Here is a 17371-nt window from a genome sequence, read left to right as displayed (position 1 = left end):
CCATGCCGGGGTCGGTGTCCCGGGTCGTCGCCACGATGCTGGGCACCCGGGTGGACACCGCCTTCGCCCTCATGGGCAACGGCAATGCCTGGCTTATCGACGCCCTCCCCACCGCCGGCATCGCCGTGGTCCCCGTCCGCCACGAGGCCGCGACCGTCGCCGCCGCGGACGCCTACGGTCGCGCCTCCCGGCGCCTCGCCGTGGCCACCACCACCTACGGCCCCGGCTTCACCAACGCCCTGACCCCGCTGGCCGAGGCCGCCCTGGCGCGCACTCCCCTGCTGCTCGTCGCCGGTGGCCCGCCCACCTCCGGGCTCCGTGACTTCGACGTCGACCAGATGGGAATGGCCCGGGCCTGCGGCGCGCAGGTGTTCGCGGCCACCGCCGCCGATGCCGCGACGGTGACCCGGCAGGCCCTGGACGCCGTGGCGGACGGCCCCGTGGTGCTGTTGCTCCCCGACGACCAGGCGGAGCTGCCCACCGTGTCGTCGGAGGAGCCGGCGCCCGCCCCGGAGGATCATCCGGGGCCGGACGTGCGCGAGGCCGCCCGGCTGCTCGCGCAGGCGGAGTCCCCACTCGTGCTCGCCGGCCGGGGTGCGGATGATTCGCTGACTGCTCTTGCGCGACGTCTCGGTGCCGACGTGGCCACCACCGCCCCGGCCACCGGGTTCTTCCGCGGGGTCGATGGAGTCCGTGACCTGGGAATCTGCGGTGGCTTCGCCTCCCCCGGCGGGGCGGCGGCGATTGCGGCGGCGGACGTCGTCCTCGTCGCCGGGGCGGGCCTCAACGACTTCACCATGGCCCACGGGGCGGCCTTCGGCCGACACGCCCGCGTCATCCAGGTCGACCGCCGTGACGGGCCGACGCACCCGCGGGTCGATCTGTTCCTGCGCGGTGATGCCGGGGTGGTGTGCCGGGCGCTGCTGTCGGCGCTGGCGGGGGTCGACCGGGATCCCACCCCCGAACCGGTGGTGGGCCACCCGGCCGGAGATCCGCTCGCCCCGGACGGGCGACTCGACCCGCGCAGCCTGTTCACCCGGCTGGACGCGCTGCTGCCGCCGGACCGTATCGTGGTCACCGACGGCGGCCACTTCCTCGCCTGGCCCTGCACTTACCTGTCGGTACCCGGGCCCGAGCACCTCATCCTCGTGGGCACGGCGTTCCGCTCCATCGGCCTGGGATTCCCCTCCGCCGTCGGCGTCGCGGCAGCGGCGGCGGGGTGCACCACCGTGCTGGTCACCGGCGACGGCGGTGGCCTCATGGGGCTCGCGGACGCGGAGAGCCTCCTCCGGGTGGTCCGGGACACGGGCGGGCGGTGCGTCATCGTGGTGGTCAACGACGCCGCCTACGGCGCCGAGATCCACCAGTACGCCACCCGCGGGGTGGACCCGGCGGCGATGCTCATCCCCGAGGTCGACTTCGCCGCCCTGCTCGGGTCACTGGGGGCGCGGTCGCAGGTGGTCCGCACCCTCGATGACCTGGAGAGTCTGCGTGATCACCGGGACGGCACCCTCGTGCTCGACTGCCGCGTCTCCCGGGAGGTGGTGGCGCCGTTCCTGCGCCGGGTGGCTAACGATTCTGCCACCAGATCGCGCCGGTGAGAACGGTGGCGAAGGCGGTCCAGGCCGCGTAGGGCGCCAGCCAGGTGCCCCGATTCCGGTTGACCGCCCGGCTGCGACGGACCAGGTCGGCGGTGGAGGCGGCGAGCGCCCCGGCCTCGAGGGTGGCCAGGCCGGGCTTCTTCCCCCGGAAGAACAGCGCACTCCAGCCGGCGTTGAGCATGATGTTGATGCCGAGGGCCTTCTTCAGCGCCTCGTACTCCTCCGTGTCACCCCGTTCGTCGAGGTCGGCCAGGCTCTGGCCGACCACTGCGGCGGTGTCCACGTAGAGCAGCGTCCACGCGGCCGGGAACACCCACGTGGGTGGTTGGATGGCGGGCTTCTTCAGGGTGCGGTACCACCAGGAGGAGGTGTCGGTGGCCAGGGTGCCCACGACCGCGTTGCCGAGGACGGCCGCGGACGTCGCACCGATGATGCGGGAGCGATTCTGTGAGGTCATGCCACCCAGCCTAGGCAGGTCCGGCCAATCATGCAGGCCGGGTTATCGGTCGCCCAGTTCCACGACGGTCCGTCCGCTGCGGTTGCCGGTCAGCTGTTCACGGCCGGCGTCTATCACCTCGTCGAGGGTGATGGTGCTGGTCAGCCGGTCGAGGACGGAGCGGTCAACGTGCTCGTCGAGGTCGCGCCAGCGGTCGATGCGCTCGGAGAGGTCCGCGTCGACGGAGTTGATGCCCACGAGGTTGACCGCGCGGAGGATGAACGGCAGGACGGTGCCCGGCAGGTCCGGTCCCTGGGCCAGGCCGTAGCTGGTGATCACGCCGCAGCGCCGGGTCATCGCGATGGCGTTGACCAGGGTGTGGGAGCCGAGGCCGTCGACGACGCCATCGAAACGCGTCTTCTGCAGCGGTTTACCGGGGCTGGACAGTTCCGCCCGGTCGATGACCTCCCAGGCGCCGAGCCGACGGAGGTTGTCGCCGAACTCCTCGACCCGCCCGGTCGCGGCGGTGACGCGGTACCCGGCCTGGGAGAGCAGGTGGATGGCGATGGACCCGACCCCGCCCGTCGACCCGGTGACCAGGATGTCCTCCCCGGGATGGATGCCGTACTTCCCCAGCGCCGCCACCGCGAGAGAGGCGGTGAACCCGGCGGTGCCCAGGGCGGCGGCGTGCCGGGAGCTCATGGAGTCGGGCAGGACGATGGTGGAGGCGGCGTCGACCCGCAGGCGGGTGGCGCAGCCGCCGTGGCGGAACTCGCCGAGGCCGGCCCCGTTGACGATGACCCGGTCGCCCGGGGCGAAGCGTTCGGAGTCGGACTCGACGACGACCCCCACGGCGTCGATACCCGGGACCAGCGGGAAGGTGCGTGCCACCCCGGGGTCGCCGGCCAGCGCCATGGCGTCCTTGTAGTTGATGCTGGAGTGGGTGACGTCGATGAGGACATCACCGTCGCCGAGCAAGTCCTCGGATCCGGTGACGATGCGGGCGTGCGTGCCGTCGTCGGTCTTCTCCACGATGAGGGCACGGTGGGCGGGGTGCGGCGTGGTCATGCGCCCCAGCCTAGCGACGCCCGCCCGTCGGTATCGTGGTCCGCATGTTCCGCCCCTCCCGAGCCCTCACCGTGGCCGCCCTGCTGATCTACAGCGCCGTCATGATCACCCTGACGACGTTGAAGTCCTTCTACCGCATCGGCTACCTGTGGGACCCGGAGGTCCACCGCCGCCGCGAACTGCGGCTGACCCCCTTCGGGGAGATCGGGGACACGACGAACTGGTTCATCCCCGTCTTCGGTTACCTGGGTAACCTGGCGTTCTTCGTCCCCTTCGGCCTGGTCGTCTACGTGCTGCTGTTCCGCACCTCCCGACCGCTGCTCTTCACCACCCTCGCGGGCCTCGGCTTCAGCGTGGCCATCGAATGCGCCCAGTTCCTCTTCGCGCTGGGCTACACCGACATTGACGACGTCCTCATGAACACCCTCGGCGGCTTCCTCGGCGCGTGGATCGCCCGCCTCTTCGGCCCCCGGTTCCACGGCGTGTGGGTGCGCCTGGCCCTGGTGGTCGGCGCGATCTTCGCGGTGCTCGTCGGCCTCGGCGAACGCCTCGGGGACCCGGCGAAGATCGTGGAGAACCAGCAATTGTGACACGTGCCACTGATTCGCTGGGTAGGCTCGGGGTAACCGAACCGACGAGGAGAACCCATGTCCATTGTTGATGAGAAGGTCCGCCAACTACTCGAGAAAGCCCAGGGGGCCGACAACGGCCGCGCCGCGAAACTGCTGGTCAACGACGGCCCGCTTCGCCAGACGGTCATCGCCCTGAAGTCGGGGACGAAGCTCCAGGAGCACAACTCCCCACCCGCGGCCTCGCTGTTCGTCTTCCGCGGCAAGGTGACGGTCTCAGGGCAGGACGTCGTCGACGTCGGGGAAGGTGAGCTCGTGGCACTGACCCATCAGCGTCACTCCGTCACCGCCGAGGAGGACGCCGTCTTCCTGCTCACCACCGTCACCGGCATCGAGGGCACCGACTCCCACTCCTAGGCGCCCGTGATCCGCCGCGCCGCCTCCTTCGCGTACGGGCCCACCCCGGTGATCGTCGCCGACCCCGGGCCCGTCCAGTCGCCGTAGCCGACCAGGTGGACGTCGGGGTGGTCGAGGAGCCCGCGCACCGGCCCCAATGCCGGGCGGAAGCCGGTGCACCAGATGAGGTGGTCGGCGTCGACCTCGTCGAGCGAGGTGAACATCGGGGTGGCCCGCAGCCGGCCGGAGTCCCGGGCAGCACGCACCTCCGGCACCATGACGATGTCCCCGAGCCTGGAATCCGCGCCGGGATCCGGCTCGCCGCGCAGGATCGCCAGGGCACGCTGCCGGTTGCGGCGGAACAGCACCCGGCCGTCGACGTCGTCGGGCATCCACCGCGGCTGCCCGCGGGTGTACCAGGTGACGTCCGCAACTTGCGTGAGTTCCGCGGCGATCTGGGCGCCCGAGTTCGCCCCGCCGACCACCGCGACTGTCTTGCCCCGGAACGTCTCCGGCCCGGGGTAGTTCGCCGCGTGCCAGAATCCGCCGATCCTCGACCCCGGGTAGGAGGGGACGAAGGGCGCGGCCCACGTGCCCGTCGCCGCGACGACGTGGGTGGCCCGCCACTCCCGCTCCCCCGCCCGGACCACGAAACCGTCACCCTCGGGCTCGACGGTGTCCACGGTGACCGGGCGTTCGACGGGGAGGTCGTAGCGCTGTTCATAGCGGGTGAGGTAGTCCACCACGTGGGAGGCCGGCGGGAAACCGTTGTACGGGGGCATGGGCCATCCGGGCAGGTGGGAGAACTCGTGGGTGGAGAAGAGGGTGAGCGACGGCCACATCTGCTGCCAGGACCCGCCCGGGGCGACCTGGTTGTCCAGGAGCAGGAAGTCCGCCCCCGCCTTGCGCAGGTAATACGCGGTGGCCAGGCCCGCCTGGCCGGCCCCGATGATGATCGCGTCGAGCATGCGGTCCAGCCTAGATCAGCCGCCGGTCCCGTGCGGTGGTGATGGCGGCGGTGCGGTTGTCCACCCCGAGCTTCTGGTAGATGTGCACCAGGTGCGTCTTCACGGTCGCCTCGGAGATGAACAACTGCCGGGCCAGCTCCCGGTTGCCCGCCCCGGACTCCAGGGCGCGGAGGATCTCGATCTCCCGAGTCGTGAGCGCCACCTGGGGCCGTCCGATGCGCTCGGCGAGGGCGGCGGCGACCTCGGGTGCCAGGGTGCGGCGACCGGCGACGATGTCGGCCTGGGTGTCGTAGGTGGTGAGAATGAGCACCGGTGGGCCGCCGAGCTCGCGGAGGCGGCGGGTGGTGGTGATGCCGTCGAGACCGGGCATCTGGATGTCACAGACCACCACATCCACCCCGTCGAGCGCCCCCTCGGCCAGGGCCGCGGAACCGTCCGACCCCTCCCCGACCACGGTGATGTCGTCGAAGCCGTCGAGGATGGCGCGGAGCCCGGCGCCGACGACGGGGTGGTCGTCGAGCAGCATCACACGGATGGTCATGGGTGTCCTGTCAGGGGAAGTCGTACGGTCAGGGTGGTGCCGGGACTGCCGTCCCCGCTGTCGATGTCGAGGGTGCCGTCCAGCGCCGCGACCCGGTCGGACAGGCCGCGCAGGCCGTAGCTGCGGTCGCCGCTGGTACCGCGGCCGTCATCGACCACGTCGAGGCTGACTTCCCCGTCCCACACGGTGAGGGTGACCACGGCCGTCTGTGCCCGGGCGTGGCGCAGCACGTTGGCCACCGCCTCCTGCGCGGCCCGCAGCACGGTCCGGCGCACCGGTTCAGCCAGGGGTCGCTCGGCGTCGCCGGCGACCTGGAGGGAGAGATCGACCGGCTCGCCGAGGGCGTCCTGCCGGGCCCGGGCCTGGTCGATGATGCGCTGCAGGCTGTCGGGCAGGGACCCGGCCAACACCGGGGAGGCGAGGTCGCGCACGAAACGGCGGGCCTCGGCGAGGTTGTCGGTCGCCTGCTCCTCGATGGTGGCCAACTGACCGGCCACCGCCGCAGTGTCGCCCCGGCGCAGGCTGCCCCGGGCGGCACGGGACACCAGCAGGATGGAGCTGAGTCCCTGGGCGACGGTGTCGTGGATCTCCCGGGACAGCCGTTCGCGTTCCTCCAGCTGGCCCGCCTGGTGCTCGGAGGCGGCGAGCTGGTCCTGCGCCGCACGCAGCGCCTGGGCCACCGCCCGGTGGTGGTCCGCCTCCCGGTGCAGGGCGAGGTAGGTGTAGTAGATCGCCACCGCCAGCACCGTGCCGATCGCCGGCCCCAGCACCGACCCGGCCGACCAGTCCGCCGGGTGCAGCGCCGCGGGGACGAAGGCGGCAATGGCCCACAGCACCACCACCGCGACCAGGCCGGCGGCCCGTGGCAGGAGGTGGAGAAACAGCAGGACCAGCGGGAACAGCAGCCACACGAAGTCGAGCGAGAGGGCCACCAGCCCGAACCAGAGTGCCGTCACCACCGCCAGCCAACCGAGCATCACCGGATAGCGGGACTCGACGACCGTGCCGGCCAGGTACACCCCGGCCAGTGCGGCGACGAGGACAAGCACCGGGGTGGTGCGCGCCCGGTCCGGGTCGGCGGTGAGGAACCGGGCCGCGCCGACAGTGAGCAGGAAGACGAAAAGCACGTGCAGCCCCACCCGGAGGGTCGCCAGGACCCGGGACAGCGGGGTCGGCGGGGGCAGTTCGGTGCTCACCCGCCCGAACTTAGTCGCCCGCCGGTGGAGGCGGCATCAACCAACCGGTTGAGACGAGGTTCAGTGCCTCAGCCGATGGATCCCGCGCCGGGTCGCAGCAGGATCGGTGGGGACACCTGCAGAGAAAGGACCCGCATGTTCCTCGGAATCCGGGACATCACCCACGCGTGGGGCCGCTTCACGCTCATCGGCACCGTCGTCGGCCTCATCACCCTGCTGCTGGTCATGCTCACCGGGCTGACCGGCGGCCTGGGTGCCCAGAACACCTCCGCCCTGAGCGGACTGGACCCCGACCGTTACGTCTTCTCCCCCACCGTCTCCTTCACCGAATCGACCATGACCGGGGAGGACGTCGACGCGTGGAACGACATCGACGGCGTCAGCGCCGTGCCCGTCGGGGTGGGCATGACCCGCCTCGAGACGGCCGACGGCGTCACCTCGGTCGCCGTCATCGGCCGCCCCGGCGGGTCGGCGGTGGCCTCCGCTTCGCTTCTCGACGCCCCCGCCACCGTCACCCTCGGCGGCGTCCCCGTCGACATCGTCGACACGGCACCCGACGAGTACTACTCCCACGCTCCGGTGGTGTGGGTGGACACCGACACCTGGCGACGGGTCACCCACTCCCCCGACGACGTCGTGGGCACGGTGCTCGCCGCGGACGGGGAACTGGACGCGGCGGGGTGGGAGGCGGCGTCGACACGCACCGGCACCACCGCCGTCACCGTCCGTGATGCCTTCGCCGGTCTGCCCGCCTACCGGTCTGAACAGGGTTCCCTGCTCACCATGCAGGGCTTCCTCTACGCCATCTCTGCCCTGGTCACGGTGTCCTTCCTCACCGTGTGGACCATCCAGCGCACCCGAGACCTGTCCATCCTCCGGGCCCTCGGTGCCTCCGCCCGCTACCTGGTCACCGACGCCCTCGGGCAGGCCGGGCTCATCCTCGCCGTCGGCGTCGGTGCCGGCGCCCTCACCGGCTGGGCGCTCGGTTCGCTCGCTGGACAGGTCCTGCCCTTCCTGCTCACCCCCACCACCGTGCTCGCGCCCGCCCTCGGCATCTGGGGGCTCGGCATCCTCGGCGCACTGGTGGCCACCCGGCGGGTCGCCGCCGCCGATCCCCTCGACGCCCTCGGAGGACACGCCTGATGACCACCCTCGAACTCACCGATGTCAGCCTGACCTACCCCGACGGTGACAGCCGGGTCACCGCCCTCGACCACGTGACCATGACAGCCACCGCCGGGCGGATGACGGCCGTTGTCGGCGAATCCGGGTCCGGGAAGTCGTCTCTGCTCTCCGTCGCCGCCGGACTCATCTCCCCCACCACCGGCGAGGCCCGCGTCGACGGCGTGGTGGTCACCGATGATGTCCGCCGGGAGAGGGTCGGCATGATCTTCCAGCAGGCCAACCTGCTCGCCTCCCTCACGGTTCGGGATCAGCTGCTGGTCACCGACCACATCCGGGGTCTGCGGGGGCGGGCCCTCCGGGAACGGGCCGGGCGGGCCGACGAGCTGCTCGACCGGGTCGGCCTGGCCGGTCTCGGCGACCGACGCATGGGCCAGCTGTCCGGCGGGCAGCGCCAGCGCGTCAACATTGCACGCGCCCTCATGGGGCAGCCCGTGCTGCTGCTCGCCGACGAGCCCACCGCCGCGCTCGACGCCCGCCTGTCCCGGGACATCGTCACCCTGCTGCGCGGGCTCACCGACGACACCGGGGTCGCCACCGTCATGGTCACCCACGACCGTTCCCTGCTCGATGCCGTCGATGAGGTGGTGACGGTCGCCGACGGCCGGGTCGTCGCCGAGGTGGCGAATTAGCGGCCGACGTAGCCGGCGTCGGCGTGGATGGTGGTTCCCGTGATGTAGGAGGAGGCGTCCGAGGCCAGCCACAGCGAGGCCTCGGCGATCTCCCGGGACTCGCCGAAGCGGTCGAGCAGGGACAGCTGCGGGGCGTATGCGACCGGGTCGATGCCGGCCTCCTTGAGCGCACCTTCGAGCATCGGGGTGTTGATCGCACCCGGCGCCACCGAGTTGACCCGGATGTTCTGGGAGCCGTACTCCATGGCGGCGACCTTGGTCATGCCCACGACGCCGTGCTTGGCGGCGACGTAGGCGATGTTGTTCGGCTGCGGGCGGAACCCGGAGACCGAGGAGATGTTGATGATGGAACCGCCCTTGCCCTGCCGGATCAGCTGCTGCAGCTCGTACTTCATGCACAGTGCGGTGCCCTTGAGATCCACGGCGATGAGACGGTCGAAGTACTCCTCGTCGAACTCGGCGGACGGGGCCTGGTCCGGGGTCAGCGCCGCGTTGTTCACGGCCACGTTGAGCTCACCGAACTTCTCGACGGTCGCGGTCACCATCTCCTGCACCTGCGCCGAGTCCGAGATGTCCACCTTGTGGAAGATCACCTCCGCCCCGGTGTCGGCGGCGATGGCCTCGGCGGTGGCCCGGCCCTTCTCCTCGTTGAAGTCGGCGACGACGACATGGGCGCCGGCCTCGGCGAACAGGCGGGCGGTGGCCTCACCCATGCCCATGGCGGCTCCGGTGACGATGGCGGTCTTACCCTCGAGAACGGGGTAAGGTCATGATCTCTCTCCTCAGGTTGTGTGGGGTGTGTGTTCCGGGGCCCAGCCTATGTCCGGTTCGAGGATTCTGCCCGGCGCGTATAACGGAGCACATGGACCCCGTCTCCGAGCTGCGCGCCCGCCGACTCATCGCTCAGGGCCTGTCCCCCTCGGCCGCCGCCCCGACACTGGACTCCCCAGCCGCCGTCACCCGCCACCTGCTGGCGCTGCAGGGACAGACCTACCCCGCCGGTATCCGCGCCATCGCGCTGCGCTGTTCGGGTGATGACGCCGCCGTGCTCGCCGCCGTCGACCGCCACGAGGTGGTGCGCGGTTGGCCACAGCGCGGCACCCTGCACTTCCTGTCCGCCGAGGACGTGCGGTGGATGATGCGTCTGTGCAGCCCGCGGATCGCCCGGTCCGCCGCGGGGCACTGGGCCGGCCTGGGGCTGGACGCCGACCTCGTCGCCACCGCCCGCCGGGCCTTCCACGACGAGCTGCGGGCCCGTGACCTGCACGATCCTCTCCCCCGCCCCGTCGCCTACGAGGTCTTCGCCGCCGCTGGCGTCGACCCCACCGAGGGCCGCGGTCCACACCTGCTGCGACTGTTCGGCGGCGAGGGCGAGGTGGTCCAGGGCCCGAAGATCGGGGCGAAGGAGACTTTTCTCCATGTCGATCAGCTGCCCGTGCCACAGCTGAAGATCACCGGCGATGAGGCGCTGGCGGAGCTGGCCACCCGATACATCCGCTCCCACGGCCCGGTGTCCATGAAGGACCTGGTGTGGTGGTCGGCGCTGACGGTGGCGCAGGCGAAGAAGGCGTTCGGGTTGGCCCAGGGCGTGATCGGGTTCGGCGACGAGCACCTCATGGCCGACTGGCAGGCCGACGTCACCCCGGCGGAACTCCGGGCGGCCCTCGACCGGGACTATGAGCTTCCCGCCTTCGACGAGATCCTCCTCGGCTACGGCGACAAATCCCTCATCCTGCCGGACGAGCATCGTCCCCGGGTGCTCACGAAGAACGGCTTGAGCTGGCCGTTCCGGATGTCAGGCGGCATGGTGGTCGGCCGGGTGGAATAGAAGAAACCACGTCAGGCGGTGCCTGACGTGGTTTCCGGGGTGGGGACCCGAGGGGTCTCCCCTGCTACTAGAGGATGAAGATCAGCAGGGCGATGATCAGCAGGATGCCCACGATGGTCCAGATAAGTCCGCTTCCGCGCATGTCAGTGTCCTTTCATAGTAACTTTCGTTGTCAAGGACACAATTATAACAGTCATGTATGCACTGCTGGCAATACGGGATTGCCACTTTTTAACCCGTATCCCACCCACGGTTGGCGGATTCCATGATTGTCTGTTCCCGTCCTACCTGCTCAGGCGGGCGATGGCGCGGGGGATCGCTTCAGCGATGGGTAGGGCCGACGTCGGTCCCGGGCCGTCCGGAGTCTGTGCCGCCAGCCACGCAGCCATCCCGTGGACGGTGACAGCCTCGAAGGTGGAGACCAGCGACAGGGGGAGATTCGGATCATCGTCGAGCCCGGGATACCGGGACCGGAAGGCATCCGTGTCGGCGACCGTCGAGGCGGTCCACGCTCCGATCAGGCCGGCGAGCACGTCCCCGGAGCCGGGGGTGGCCGCCCACGAGGACCCGGCGTCGACGGTGACGATGTCCGTCCCCGACCCGCGGGTGACCATCACCGTGTGCCGCCCCTTGAGCAGCACCCCGCAGTCGAGGGCCCCGGACAGGGCGAGCACCGCGCCGATCCGGTCGTCGGCGGGGTCGGGGACGGGGGAGTCGAGGGTCGCGGACAGCCGCCGGAACTCCCCGAGATGCGGGGTGAGTAGCACGGCGGGGTCCCGCTGTCGGAGTTGTTCCCGCAGGTCAGCATCCTCGGCGAGGAGGGTGAGCGCGTCGGCGTCGATGATCAGTGCCTCCGGGCGGGCCAGCAGCTCCGCCAGCTCGGTCCGGGCGGTGTCGTCGGTGCCGCGGCCGGGTCCGACGACCCAGGCCTGGACGCGGCCGGTGTCGGCGACGGTGGCGGAGGCGACCACCTCCGGCAGCGCCCGGACCACCTCCTGGCGTTGTGATCCGACGTAGCGCACCATCGCACTGGTCGCCCGGACCGCCGCGGTGGTGGTGAGGACGGCCGCGCCGGGGTAGCGGGCACTGCCCGCGCAGATGCCGACCACCCCGCCGGAGTACTTGTCGTCGTCGACGCCGGGCTCCGGGGTGGGGACGTGGGTGGTGCTCAGGGTGCTCAGCGGCTCCGGCCACGGGGCCTGCTCGGGGTGGACCGCCCGCCACGCCAGCACGCTGCCCCCGTCAACGACACGCCGGTGCAGTTCCTCCCGGAGGGACAGGTCGTGGATGCCGATGTCCGCGTAGACCACCTCGCCGCACGCCGGGCTGACGGCGTGGGCCCGGCGCAGCTGGCCGAAGGTGACGGTGGCGTCCGCGGTGACGTGCTGGGGGAGTCGACGCCCCAGAAAGTCGGCGGGATCGACGTCCGTATCAGGGGCGGGCAGGCCCGGGTGTAGGTCCATCCGGGTCGTCTCCACGGGTTCGGGCAGGGCGCCGGTGTCCGCGGCCACGCCCGAGGGCACGTCGACCGCGAGGATGGGGGTGGACATCTGCCGTGCCAGCTCCAGCCACAGGGCCAGGTCCTCGCCCAGGCCGCCGACACCGCCGATACCGAGGATCCCGTCGACGATCAGGCGGTAGACCCTCAGGTCACGGGGCAGTTCCGGCAGGACGGTGCCGCCGGCGTCGGTGAAGGCTGCCAGGGCACGTTCATGCACCCGGCCGTCGCGGCCGAGCAGGACCGCGTCCACTCCTCGGGAGCGCAGCAGTTCCGTACCGGCGTAGAGGGCGTCCCCGCCGTTGCCGCCCGCGCCGACGAGCAGGAGGATCCGGTCATCGGTGGCCTGGACCTGCTGGACCGGGGACATCTCCCACCCGCACATCGCCTCGGCGGTGAGGGCGACGAGGTGCGCGGCCTGCCGCATGAGCTCATCGGGGGAGGACTCGGCCCGCAGGAGGACCTGCTCGGCCGCGCGGATCTGGTCGACGGTGAACACGTAGCTCATGGCCCCAGGCTAGCCACGTTCCGGCCGGTAGTCTGTGGAGGCATGATGCAGCACTACAGTGCCGAACACTGGGCGGCGCTGACCACCACAGTGGTGGTCACCGCCGTGCTGCTCACCTATGTGCGCCGGGGTGGGCGGGAGCGGCAGGTCACCGCCGCCGGCTGGGTCCTCCTCCTGGTGTCCTCGGCGTGGGCGCTGTGGGACATGCACCCGGCGCTTTTCGACGTCCAGCGTTCCCTCCCGCTGCAGCTCTCCGACCTCGCCCGGCTCACCGCCTCCCTCGCGCTGATCACCCGGCACCGGATTTTCATCGCCCCCACCTACTACTGGGGCCTGACGCTGAACACGCAGTCCATCCTCACCCCGGACCTGGGCTACTTCATCCACCCGCCGCTCGAGTTCACCATGTACTGGTTCCTCCACATCGCGGTGCTCGCCGCCCCGATCGTCATCGTCTGGGGGATGGGCCACCGGCCACGCTGGAGCTGGCTGCGGGTCACCGCCGGCTGGTCCGCCGGGTGGATCGGTGTGACCATGCTGGTCAACGCGGTCACGGGCAGCAACTACGGCTACCTCAACGGCCTTCCGCCCGGCCCCTCCCTTCTCGACCACCTGGGCCCGTGGCCCTGGTACCTGGTCACCGGACTGGGCCTCCTCGGGGTGGTGTGGGCCGGGGTGATGACCTGGCCGTGGGAACGGCTCAGCCGGGCTGACACGTCGGGCACCAGAAGAGGTTGCGTCCCTCCATCACCTGCTCGCTGATCGGGGTGCCGCAGACGTGGCAGGGCTGGCCGGCCCGGCGGTAGACGTAGACCTCGCCACCGTGGTCGTCCTTGCGGGGTTCACGCCCCATCGCCTCCGGGGTGTGGTCGGGGCGGACGGTGTCGATCCGCCCGTCGCGGACCCCGTCCGCCATGAGGCCGACGAGGTCGAGCCAGATGCTGTCGAGCTCGTTGCGGTCGAGCTGCGCGCCGGGCAGGAAAGGGGAGATGCCCAGGCGGAAGAGGGTCTCGGCGCGGTAGATGTTGCCCACCCCGGCGAACAGCTTCTGGTCCATGAGCAGGGAGCCGATGCTCCGCCGCGAGCGGGAGACGCGGGCCCAGAGGGCATCGGGGTCGGCGTCGTCACGGAGGGGATCCTCACCCAGCTTCGCGACGGCCGCGTCATACTCCGCGTCCGTGATCAGGCGGCACCACTGCGGCCCTCGCAGGTTCGCCGCCTGCTCACCGTTGTCGATGCGCAGTCGGATCTGCCCCCACACGTCCTCGACGGGCTCGAAACGCAGCTGGCCGATGAGGCCGAGGTGGATGTAGACGATGTGCTCGGGGTGGTCGGTGGCGAAGTCGATGAACAGATGCTTGCCGATGGCCTCCGCATGGTGGATCCGGGCGGCGTCGATAAGCGACGCCTCCGCGCTGAACCTCCCCTGCGGGGAGGAGACCTGCAGGTCACGGCCCGTGAAACGCGCGTTGAGCTCGCGGGCGAGACGGTGGATCACATGACCTTCGGGCATGGCGACAGTGTAGACGCCGCGGATTGGCCCACGCGGTAGAGTCGGACCGGTAAGTTTCAGGCCTCACACAGTCTCACTCAGTCTCACCAGGGGATGCACGCATGCCGCACCAGATCGGCTTTGACCGCGAGAAGTACATCGAGATGCAGTCGGAGCACATCAACGCCCGACGCCGGGAGATCGGCGGCAAGCTCTACCTGGAGATGGGCGGCAAACTCTTCGACGACATGCACGCCTCCCGCGTCCTGCCCGGGTTCACCCCGGACAACAAGATCGCCATGCTCGAGCGCATCCGGGACGACCTGGAGATCGTCGTCTGCCTCAACGCCAAGGACCTCGAACGACAGAAGGTCCGCGCCGACCTCGGCATCCCCTACGAGGAGGACGCCCTGCGGCTCATCGACGTGTTCCGCGAGCGCGGTTTCCTCGTGGAGAACGTCGTCATGACCCAGCTGACCGACGACAACCCCATCGCCCAGGCCTTCATCGACCGGCTCGAACGCCTGGGCATCCGGGTCGCCCGCCACCGCATCATCCCCGGCTACCCGACGGACACCCGCCGGATCGTCTCCGAGGAGGGCTTCGGCGTCAACGAGTACGTGGAGACCTCCCGCGACGTGGTCGTCGTCACCGCCCCCGGCCCCGGTTCCGGCAAGCTGGCCACCTGCCTGTCGCAGGTCTACCACGAGTTCCAGCGCGGCATCACCGCCGGCTACGCGAAGTTCGAGACCTTCCCCATCTGGAACCTGCCGCTCGAGCACCCCGTCAACCTCGCCTATGAGGCGGCGACCGTCGACCTCGACGACATCAACGTCATCGACCCCTTCCACCTCGCCGCCTACGGCGAGCAGGTCACCAGCTACAACCGCGATGTTGAGGTGTTCCCGCTGCTCAAGACGCTGCTGGAGACCCTCGCCGGGTCCAGCCCCTACCTGTCGCCCACCGACATGGGCGTCAACATGGCCGGCTACTGCATCTCCGACGACGACGTGTGCCGCGAGGCCTCCCGCCAGGAGATCATCCGCCGCTACTTCAAGGCCCAGGTGGACGAGCGGCGTGACGAACTCGACGACACCCTCTCCTCCCGCGTCGCCATGGTCATGAGCAAGGCCGGCTGCCGTGTCGACGACCGCGCCGTCGTCGCCCCCGCCCTCGCCATCGCCGAGCAGACCGGCCTGCCCGGCGCCGCCCTCGAGCTCGCCGACGGCACCATCATCACCGGCAAGACCACCGAATTGCTCGGCTGCTCCGCCGGCATGCTGCTCAACGCGCTCAAGCAGCTGGCGGGCATCGACAAGGAGACCCACCTGCTCTCCCCGGAATCCATCGAACCGATCCAGACCCTCAAGACCGACCACCTCGGCTCCCGCAACCCCCGACTGCACACCGACGAGGTGCTCATCGCCCTGTCCGTCTCCGCCGCCCGCTCCGAGGAGGCCCGCCGCGCCCTGGCGCAGCTGAAGAACCTCGCCGGCTGCGAGGCCCACACCACCACCATCCTCGGTTCCGTCGACGAGGGCATCTTCCGCAACCTCGGCGTCCTGGTCACCTCCGAGCCGCAGTTCTGGCGCAAGTCGCTGTACCGGAAGCGATAGGAAAACATATATGAAACATGGATGGATGAATGCTTCCATGCATGTTCCATATATGTTAGCTATGTTGGGCGTATGCACAGCATCAATGTCCGGGCGCAGATAGAGTTTCTCCAGGAAACGGGCGGTGATACCTGGAATATAGAGGCAAAGAAGGCGGCTGACGGTTATCCGGAGAGCTTGGATGAAACCCTCAGTGCTTTCGCCAACATGCCCGAAGGTGGACTGATACTACTTGGAATCTCGGAGGGCCCTGGGGTCATCGATGTCACAGGAGTCGGTGATGCCGGTGCATTGATGGATGCGCTCGGAGCGAAAGCTAGAGGGAGGATCAATCCACCCATCAGGCTCGGAGCCGTCGAAAAGCATGTCATCGACGGGAAAGACGTCGTCGCCTGTGTCGTGCCACCTCAGGCGCCTGAACTTCGGCCCTACAGGGTCGGAGAAAATGGTCCCGCGTACATTCGCTCTGGTGACGGTGACCACCAACTGAGTGAGCACGAAGTGCGGATCATGGTGGCACACCAGATGGCACCGCGATTCGATGTACAGCCGGTGCACGGTGCTGACGTGGATCGAGATCTGGATCCACAGTTACTGGATCAGTACCTTTCGCGGCAGCGTCAACGTGCACCGCGTTTAGATGGACTTGATCGAAAGACCCTTCTTGTCAGGACCAATGTTGTGGATCCGGAATCGGGGTCGCCTACCGTGGCAGCGGTCTATGCGATGGGCATTCATCCACAGCAGTTCCTCCCTACGCTGTCGGTCAAGGCCCGAGTCATCCCCGGCGAGGGTAGTGAGTCTCAGTTTCGGCTCCGGAACCAGCGGGAGGGCGCCGGTCCCATCCCTGATCTCCTGGAGTCCACGGTGGACTGGTTGGCGGAGAATTCCGGCGTTTCAGTGGTTTTTGATCCGGAAAGCGGTCATGGTCGCGATATACACGACCTTCCTCTGGTGGCTCTACGGGAGATCGTCGCAAACGCACTCGTTCATCGGGATCTGTCAGCTGCTTCGCAGAATTCCTACATCAACGTCGTGAAGAAGCCGGGCAAACTCTTTGTGACAAACCCAGGCGGCCTTTGGGGGCTGACAGTGAGGCAGTTGGGTAGAACCGGGCCCAGCGCGAGGAATCCTGTGCTCTATGAGATGTGCAGATCCATTACGACGAGCGATGGCAATCGAGTTATCGAAGCGAGCGCGACGGGCATACCCTCGATACGTTCCGAACTCGAGAGGGCGCACCTTCCGGAACCCAGGTTTCGGGACAAGGTCGTCTCTTTCGAGGTTGAGCTGTCGTCAGTTTCCTTGTTCTCCGCAGAGGAGCTGGAGTGGCTCCAGTCCGTTCCCGGACTCTCTCAACTTAGTGTCGGGCAGCGCGTGGCACTGGTTGCGCTGCGTAAAGGTGAGAAGATCACGAATGCCAGTTTCCGAGCCGAGTTTCCGACGATGGACTCGGTTGAAGCTCGACGCCAGCTACAGGAACTAGTCCAGTTCGGCCTTGCTCGTGCCCGTGGCGAGCGCGGTGGCACTGTCTACGTTTATCGGGACGCCTCCTCATCCACCGGCATCGACCAGCCCGATCTCCCCAAGTCCGGAGGGACTGGTCGAGTCCCAGCTCGGGAGCGGCGACGGCGAGTGGTGGACACCCTTACCGGAGCATCTGAGCCGCTGTCCAAGGAAGAGCTCAAAGAGGCAACCACCTTGAGGGATGGGCAGATCAACCCAATTCTCCAGGACCTCAGGAAGCAAGGGGTGGTGGAGTTCACCGAACCGGCTCGGTCACCGAACCAGCGGTACCGCCTGGTCGATCAGAGCACCGACGACGCCGACTAGACTCTCT

At 69.2% G+C, this 17371-nt stretch carries 17 protein-coding genes; 9 read left to right on the top strand and 8 right to left on the bottom strand.

Annotated elements, in window-relative coordinates; all coding sequences use genetic code 11:
- Nucleotides 1-2 precede the first annotated feature (2 nt).
- Nucleotides 3-1601 carry a thiamine pyrophosphate-binding protein gene (locus QP029_RS03695; protein ID WP_284875515.1) on the top strand — a complete coding sequence of 533 codons (1599 nt, stop codon included), beginning with the start codon at nt 3-5 and terminating at the stop codon, nt 1599-1601.
- On the opposite strand, the gene QP029_RS03690 is transcribed toward QP029_RS03695, so the two are convergent.
- Together QP029_RS03690 and QP029_RS03685 are read right to left on the bottom strand one after the other, a co-directional pair.
- On the bottom strand, nt 1570-2058 hold the full coding sequence (locus QP029_RS03690) for a TspO/MBR family protein (RefSeq protein WP_284875514.1): 489 nt from the start codon (nt 2056-2058) through the stop codon (nt 1570-1572). The two genes, QP029_RS03695 and QP029_RS03690, sit on opposite strands and share 32 nt — an antisense overlap.
- A gap of 42 nt (nt 2059-2100) precedes the next feature.
- Complete coding sequence (locus QP029_RS03685) at nt 2101-3105, bottom strand: MDR family oxidoreductase (protein WP_284875513.1); 1005 nt, start codon at nt 3103-3105, stop codon at nt 2101-2103.
- A gap of 44 nt (nt 3106-3149) precedes the next feature.
- Here QP029_RS03685 and QP029_RS03680 point away from each other — a divergent pair, with 44 nt between their 5' ends.
- Together QP029_RS03680 and QP029_RS03675 are read left to right on the top strand one after the other, a co-directional pair.
- Complete coding sequence (locus tag QP029_RS03680) at nt 3150-3695, top strand: VanZ family protein (protein ID WP_284875512.1); 546 nt, start codon at nt 3150-3152, stop codon at nt 3693-3695.
- Between the two features lie 57 nt (nt 3696-3752).
- On the top strand, nt 3753-4091 hold the full coding sequence (locus QP029_RS03675; protein WP_284875511.1) for a cupin domain-containing protein: 339 nt from the start codon (nt 3753-3755) through the stop codon (nt 4089-4091).
- On the opposite strand, the gene QP029_RS03670 is transcribed toward QP029_RS03675, so the two are convergent.
- The 3 genes from QP029_RS03670 to QP029_RS03660 are packed head-to-tail and all read right to left on the bottom strand — an operon-like array spanning nt 4088 to nt 6775.
- Complete coding sequence (locus QP029_RS03670; RefSeq protein WP_284875510.1) at nt 4088-5038, bottom strand: FAD-dependent oxidoreductase; 951 nt, start codon at nt 5036-5038, stop codon at nt 4088-4090. The genes QP029_RS03675 and QP029_RS03670 overlap by 4 nt on opposite strands.
- Before the next feature lie 10 nt (nt 5039-5048).
- A complete protein-coding gene (locus tag QP029_RS03665) occupies nt 5049-5579 on the bottom strand; it encodes a response regulator transcription factor (RefSeq protein ID WP_284875509.1) in 531 nt (176 codons plus the stop codon).
- Nucleotides 5576-6775, bottom strand: a complete 1200-nt coding sequence (locus QP029_RS03660) for a sensor histidine kinase (RefSeq protein ID WP_284875508.1) — start codon at nt 6773-6775, stop codon at nt 5576-5578. Before QP029_RS03660 ends, QP029_RS03665 begins: the two co-directional genes overlap by 4 nt.
- Nucleotides 6776-6910: 135 nt before the next feature.
- Between QP029_RS03660 and QP029_RS03655 the strand changes: the two genes are divergently transcribed.
- The gene (locus tag QP029_RS03655) at nt 6911-7918 is read left to right on the top strand and encodes an ABC transporter permease (RefSeq protein WP_284875507.1); all 1008 of its coding nucleotides are present in this window, start codon (nt 6911-6913) and stop codon (nt 7916-7918) included.
- Nucleotides 7918-8589: an ABC transporter ATP-binding protein gene (locus QP029_RS03650; RefSeq protein ID WP_284875506.1), complete on the top strand. Its 672-nt coding sequence runs from the start codon at nt 7918-7920 to the stop codon at nt 8587-8589. Before QP029_RS03655 ends, QP029_RS03650 begins: the two co-directional genes overlap by 1 nt.
- Here the strand turns inward: QP029_RS03650 and QP029_RS03645 are convergent.
- Complete coding sequence (locus tag QP029_RS03645) at nt 8586-9308, bottom strand: SDR family NAD(P)-dependent oxidoreductase (protein ID WP_284875505.1); 723 nt, start codon at nt 9306-9308, stop codon at nt 8586-8588. The two genes, QP029_RS03650 and QP029_RS03645, sit on opposite strands and share 4 nt — an antisense overlap.
- Before the next feature lie 143 nt (nt 9309-9451).
- Between QP029_RS03645 and QP029_RS03640 the strand changes: the two genes are divergently transcribed.
- Nucleotides 9452-10417 (top strand): winged helix DNA-binding domain-containing protein, encoded by a 966-nt coding sequence (locus tag QP029_RS03640; protein WP_284875504.1) that lies wholly within the window; start codon nt 9452-9454, stop codon nt 10415-10417.
- Between the two features lie 284 nt (nt 10418-10701).
- Here QP029_RS03640 and QP029_RS03635 read toward each other — a convergent pair whose 3' ends face one another.
- Complete coding sequence (locus QP029_RS03635) at nt 10702-12423, bottom strand: bifunctional ADP-dependent NAD(P)H-hydrate dehydratase/NAD(P)H-hydrate epimerase (RefSeq protein ID WP_284875503.1); 1722 nt, start codon at nt 12421-12423, stop codon at nt 10702-10704.
- Nucleotides 12424-12465: 42 nt separating this feature from the next.
- Between QP029_RS03635 and QP029_RS03630 the strand changes: the two genes are divergently transcribed.
- Nucleotides 12466-13185, top strand: coding sequence for a YwaF family protein (locus tag QP029_RS03630; RefSeq protein ID WP_284875502.1), 720 nt, complete (start codon nt 12466-12468; stop codon nt 13183-13185).
- Here the strand turns inward: QP029_RS03630 and QP029_RS03625 are convergent.
- The gene (locus QP029_RS03625) at nt 13124-13936 is read right to left on the bottom strand and encodes an Fpg/Nei family DNA glycosylase (protein ID WP_284875501.1); all 813 of its coding nucleotides are present in this window, start codon (nt 13934-13936) and stop codon (nt 13124-13126) included. The genes QP029_RS03630 and QP029_RS03625 overlap by 62 nt on opposite strands.
- Before the next feature lie 101 nt (nt 13937-14037).
- On the opposite strand from QP029_RS03625, the gene QP029_RS03620 reads away from it, so the two are divergent.
- Nucleotides 14038-15531: a DUF1846 domain-containing protein gene (locus QP029_RS03620; protein ID WP_284875500.1), complete on the top strand. Its 1494-nt coding sequence runs from the start codon at nt 14038-14040 to the stop codon at nt 15529-15531.
- 72 nt (nt 15532-15603) lie between these two features.
- Nucleotides 15604-17364, top strand: a complete 1761-nt coding sequence (locus QP029_RS03615; RefSeq protein ID WP_284875499.1) for an RNA/DNA-binding domain-containing protein — start codon at nt 15604-15606, stop codon at nt 17362-17364.
- Nucleotides 17365-17371: the final 7 nt, after the last annotated feature.

The organism is Corynebacterium suedekumii, from assembly GCF_030252185.1.
Taxonomy (GTDB): domain Bacteria; phylum Actinomycetota; class Actinomycetes; order Mycobacteriales; family Mycobacteriaceae; genus Corynebacterium; species Corynebacterium suedekumii.
Note: the sequence above shows the minus strand (reverse complement) of the source record. Positions and strands in the feature narration are given on the sequence as shown.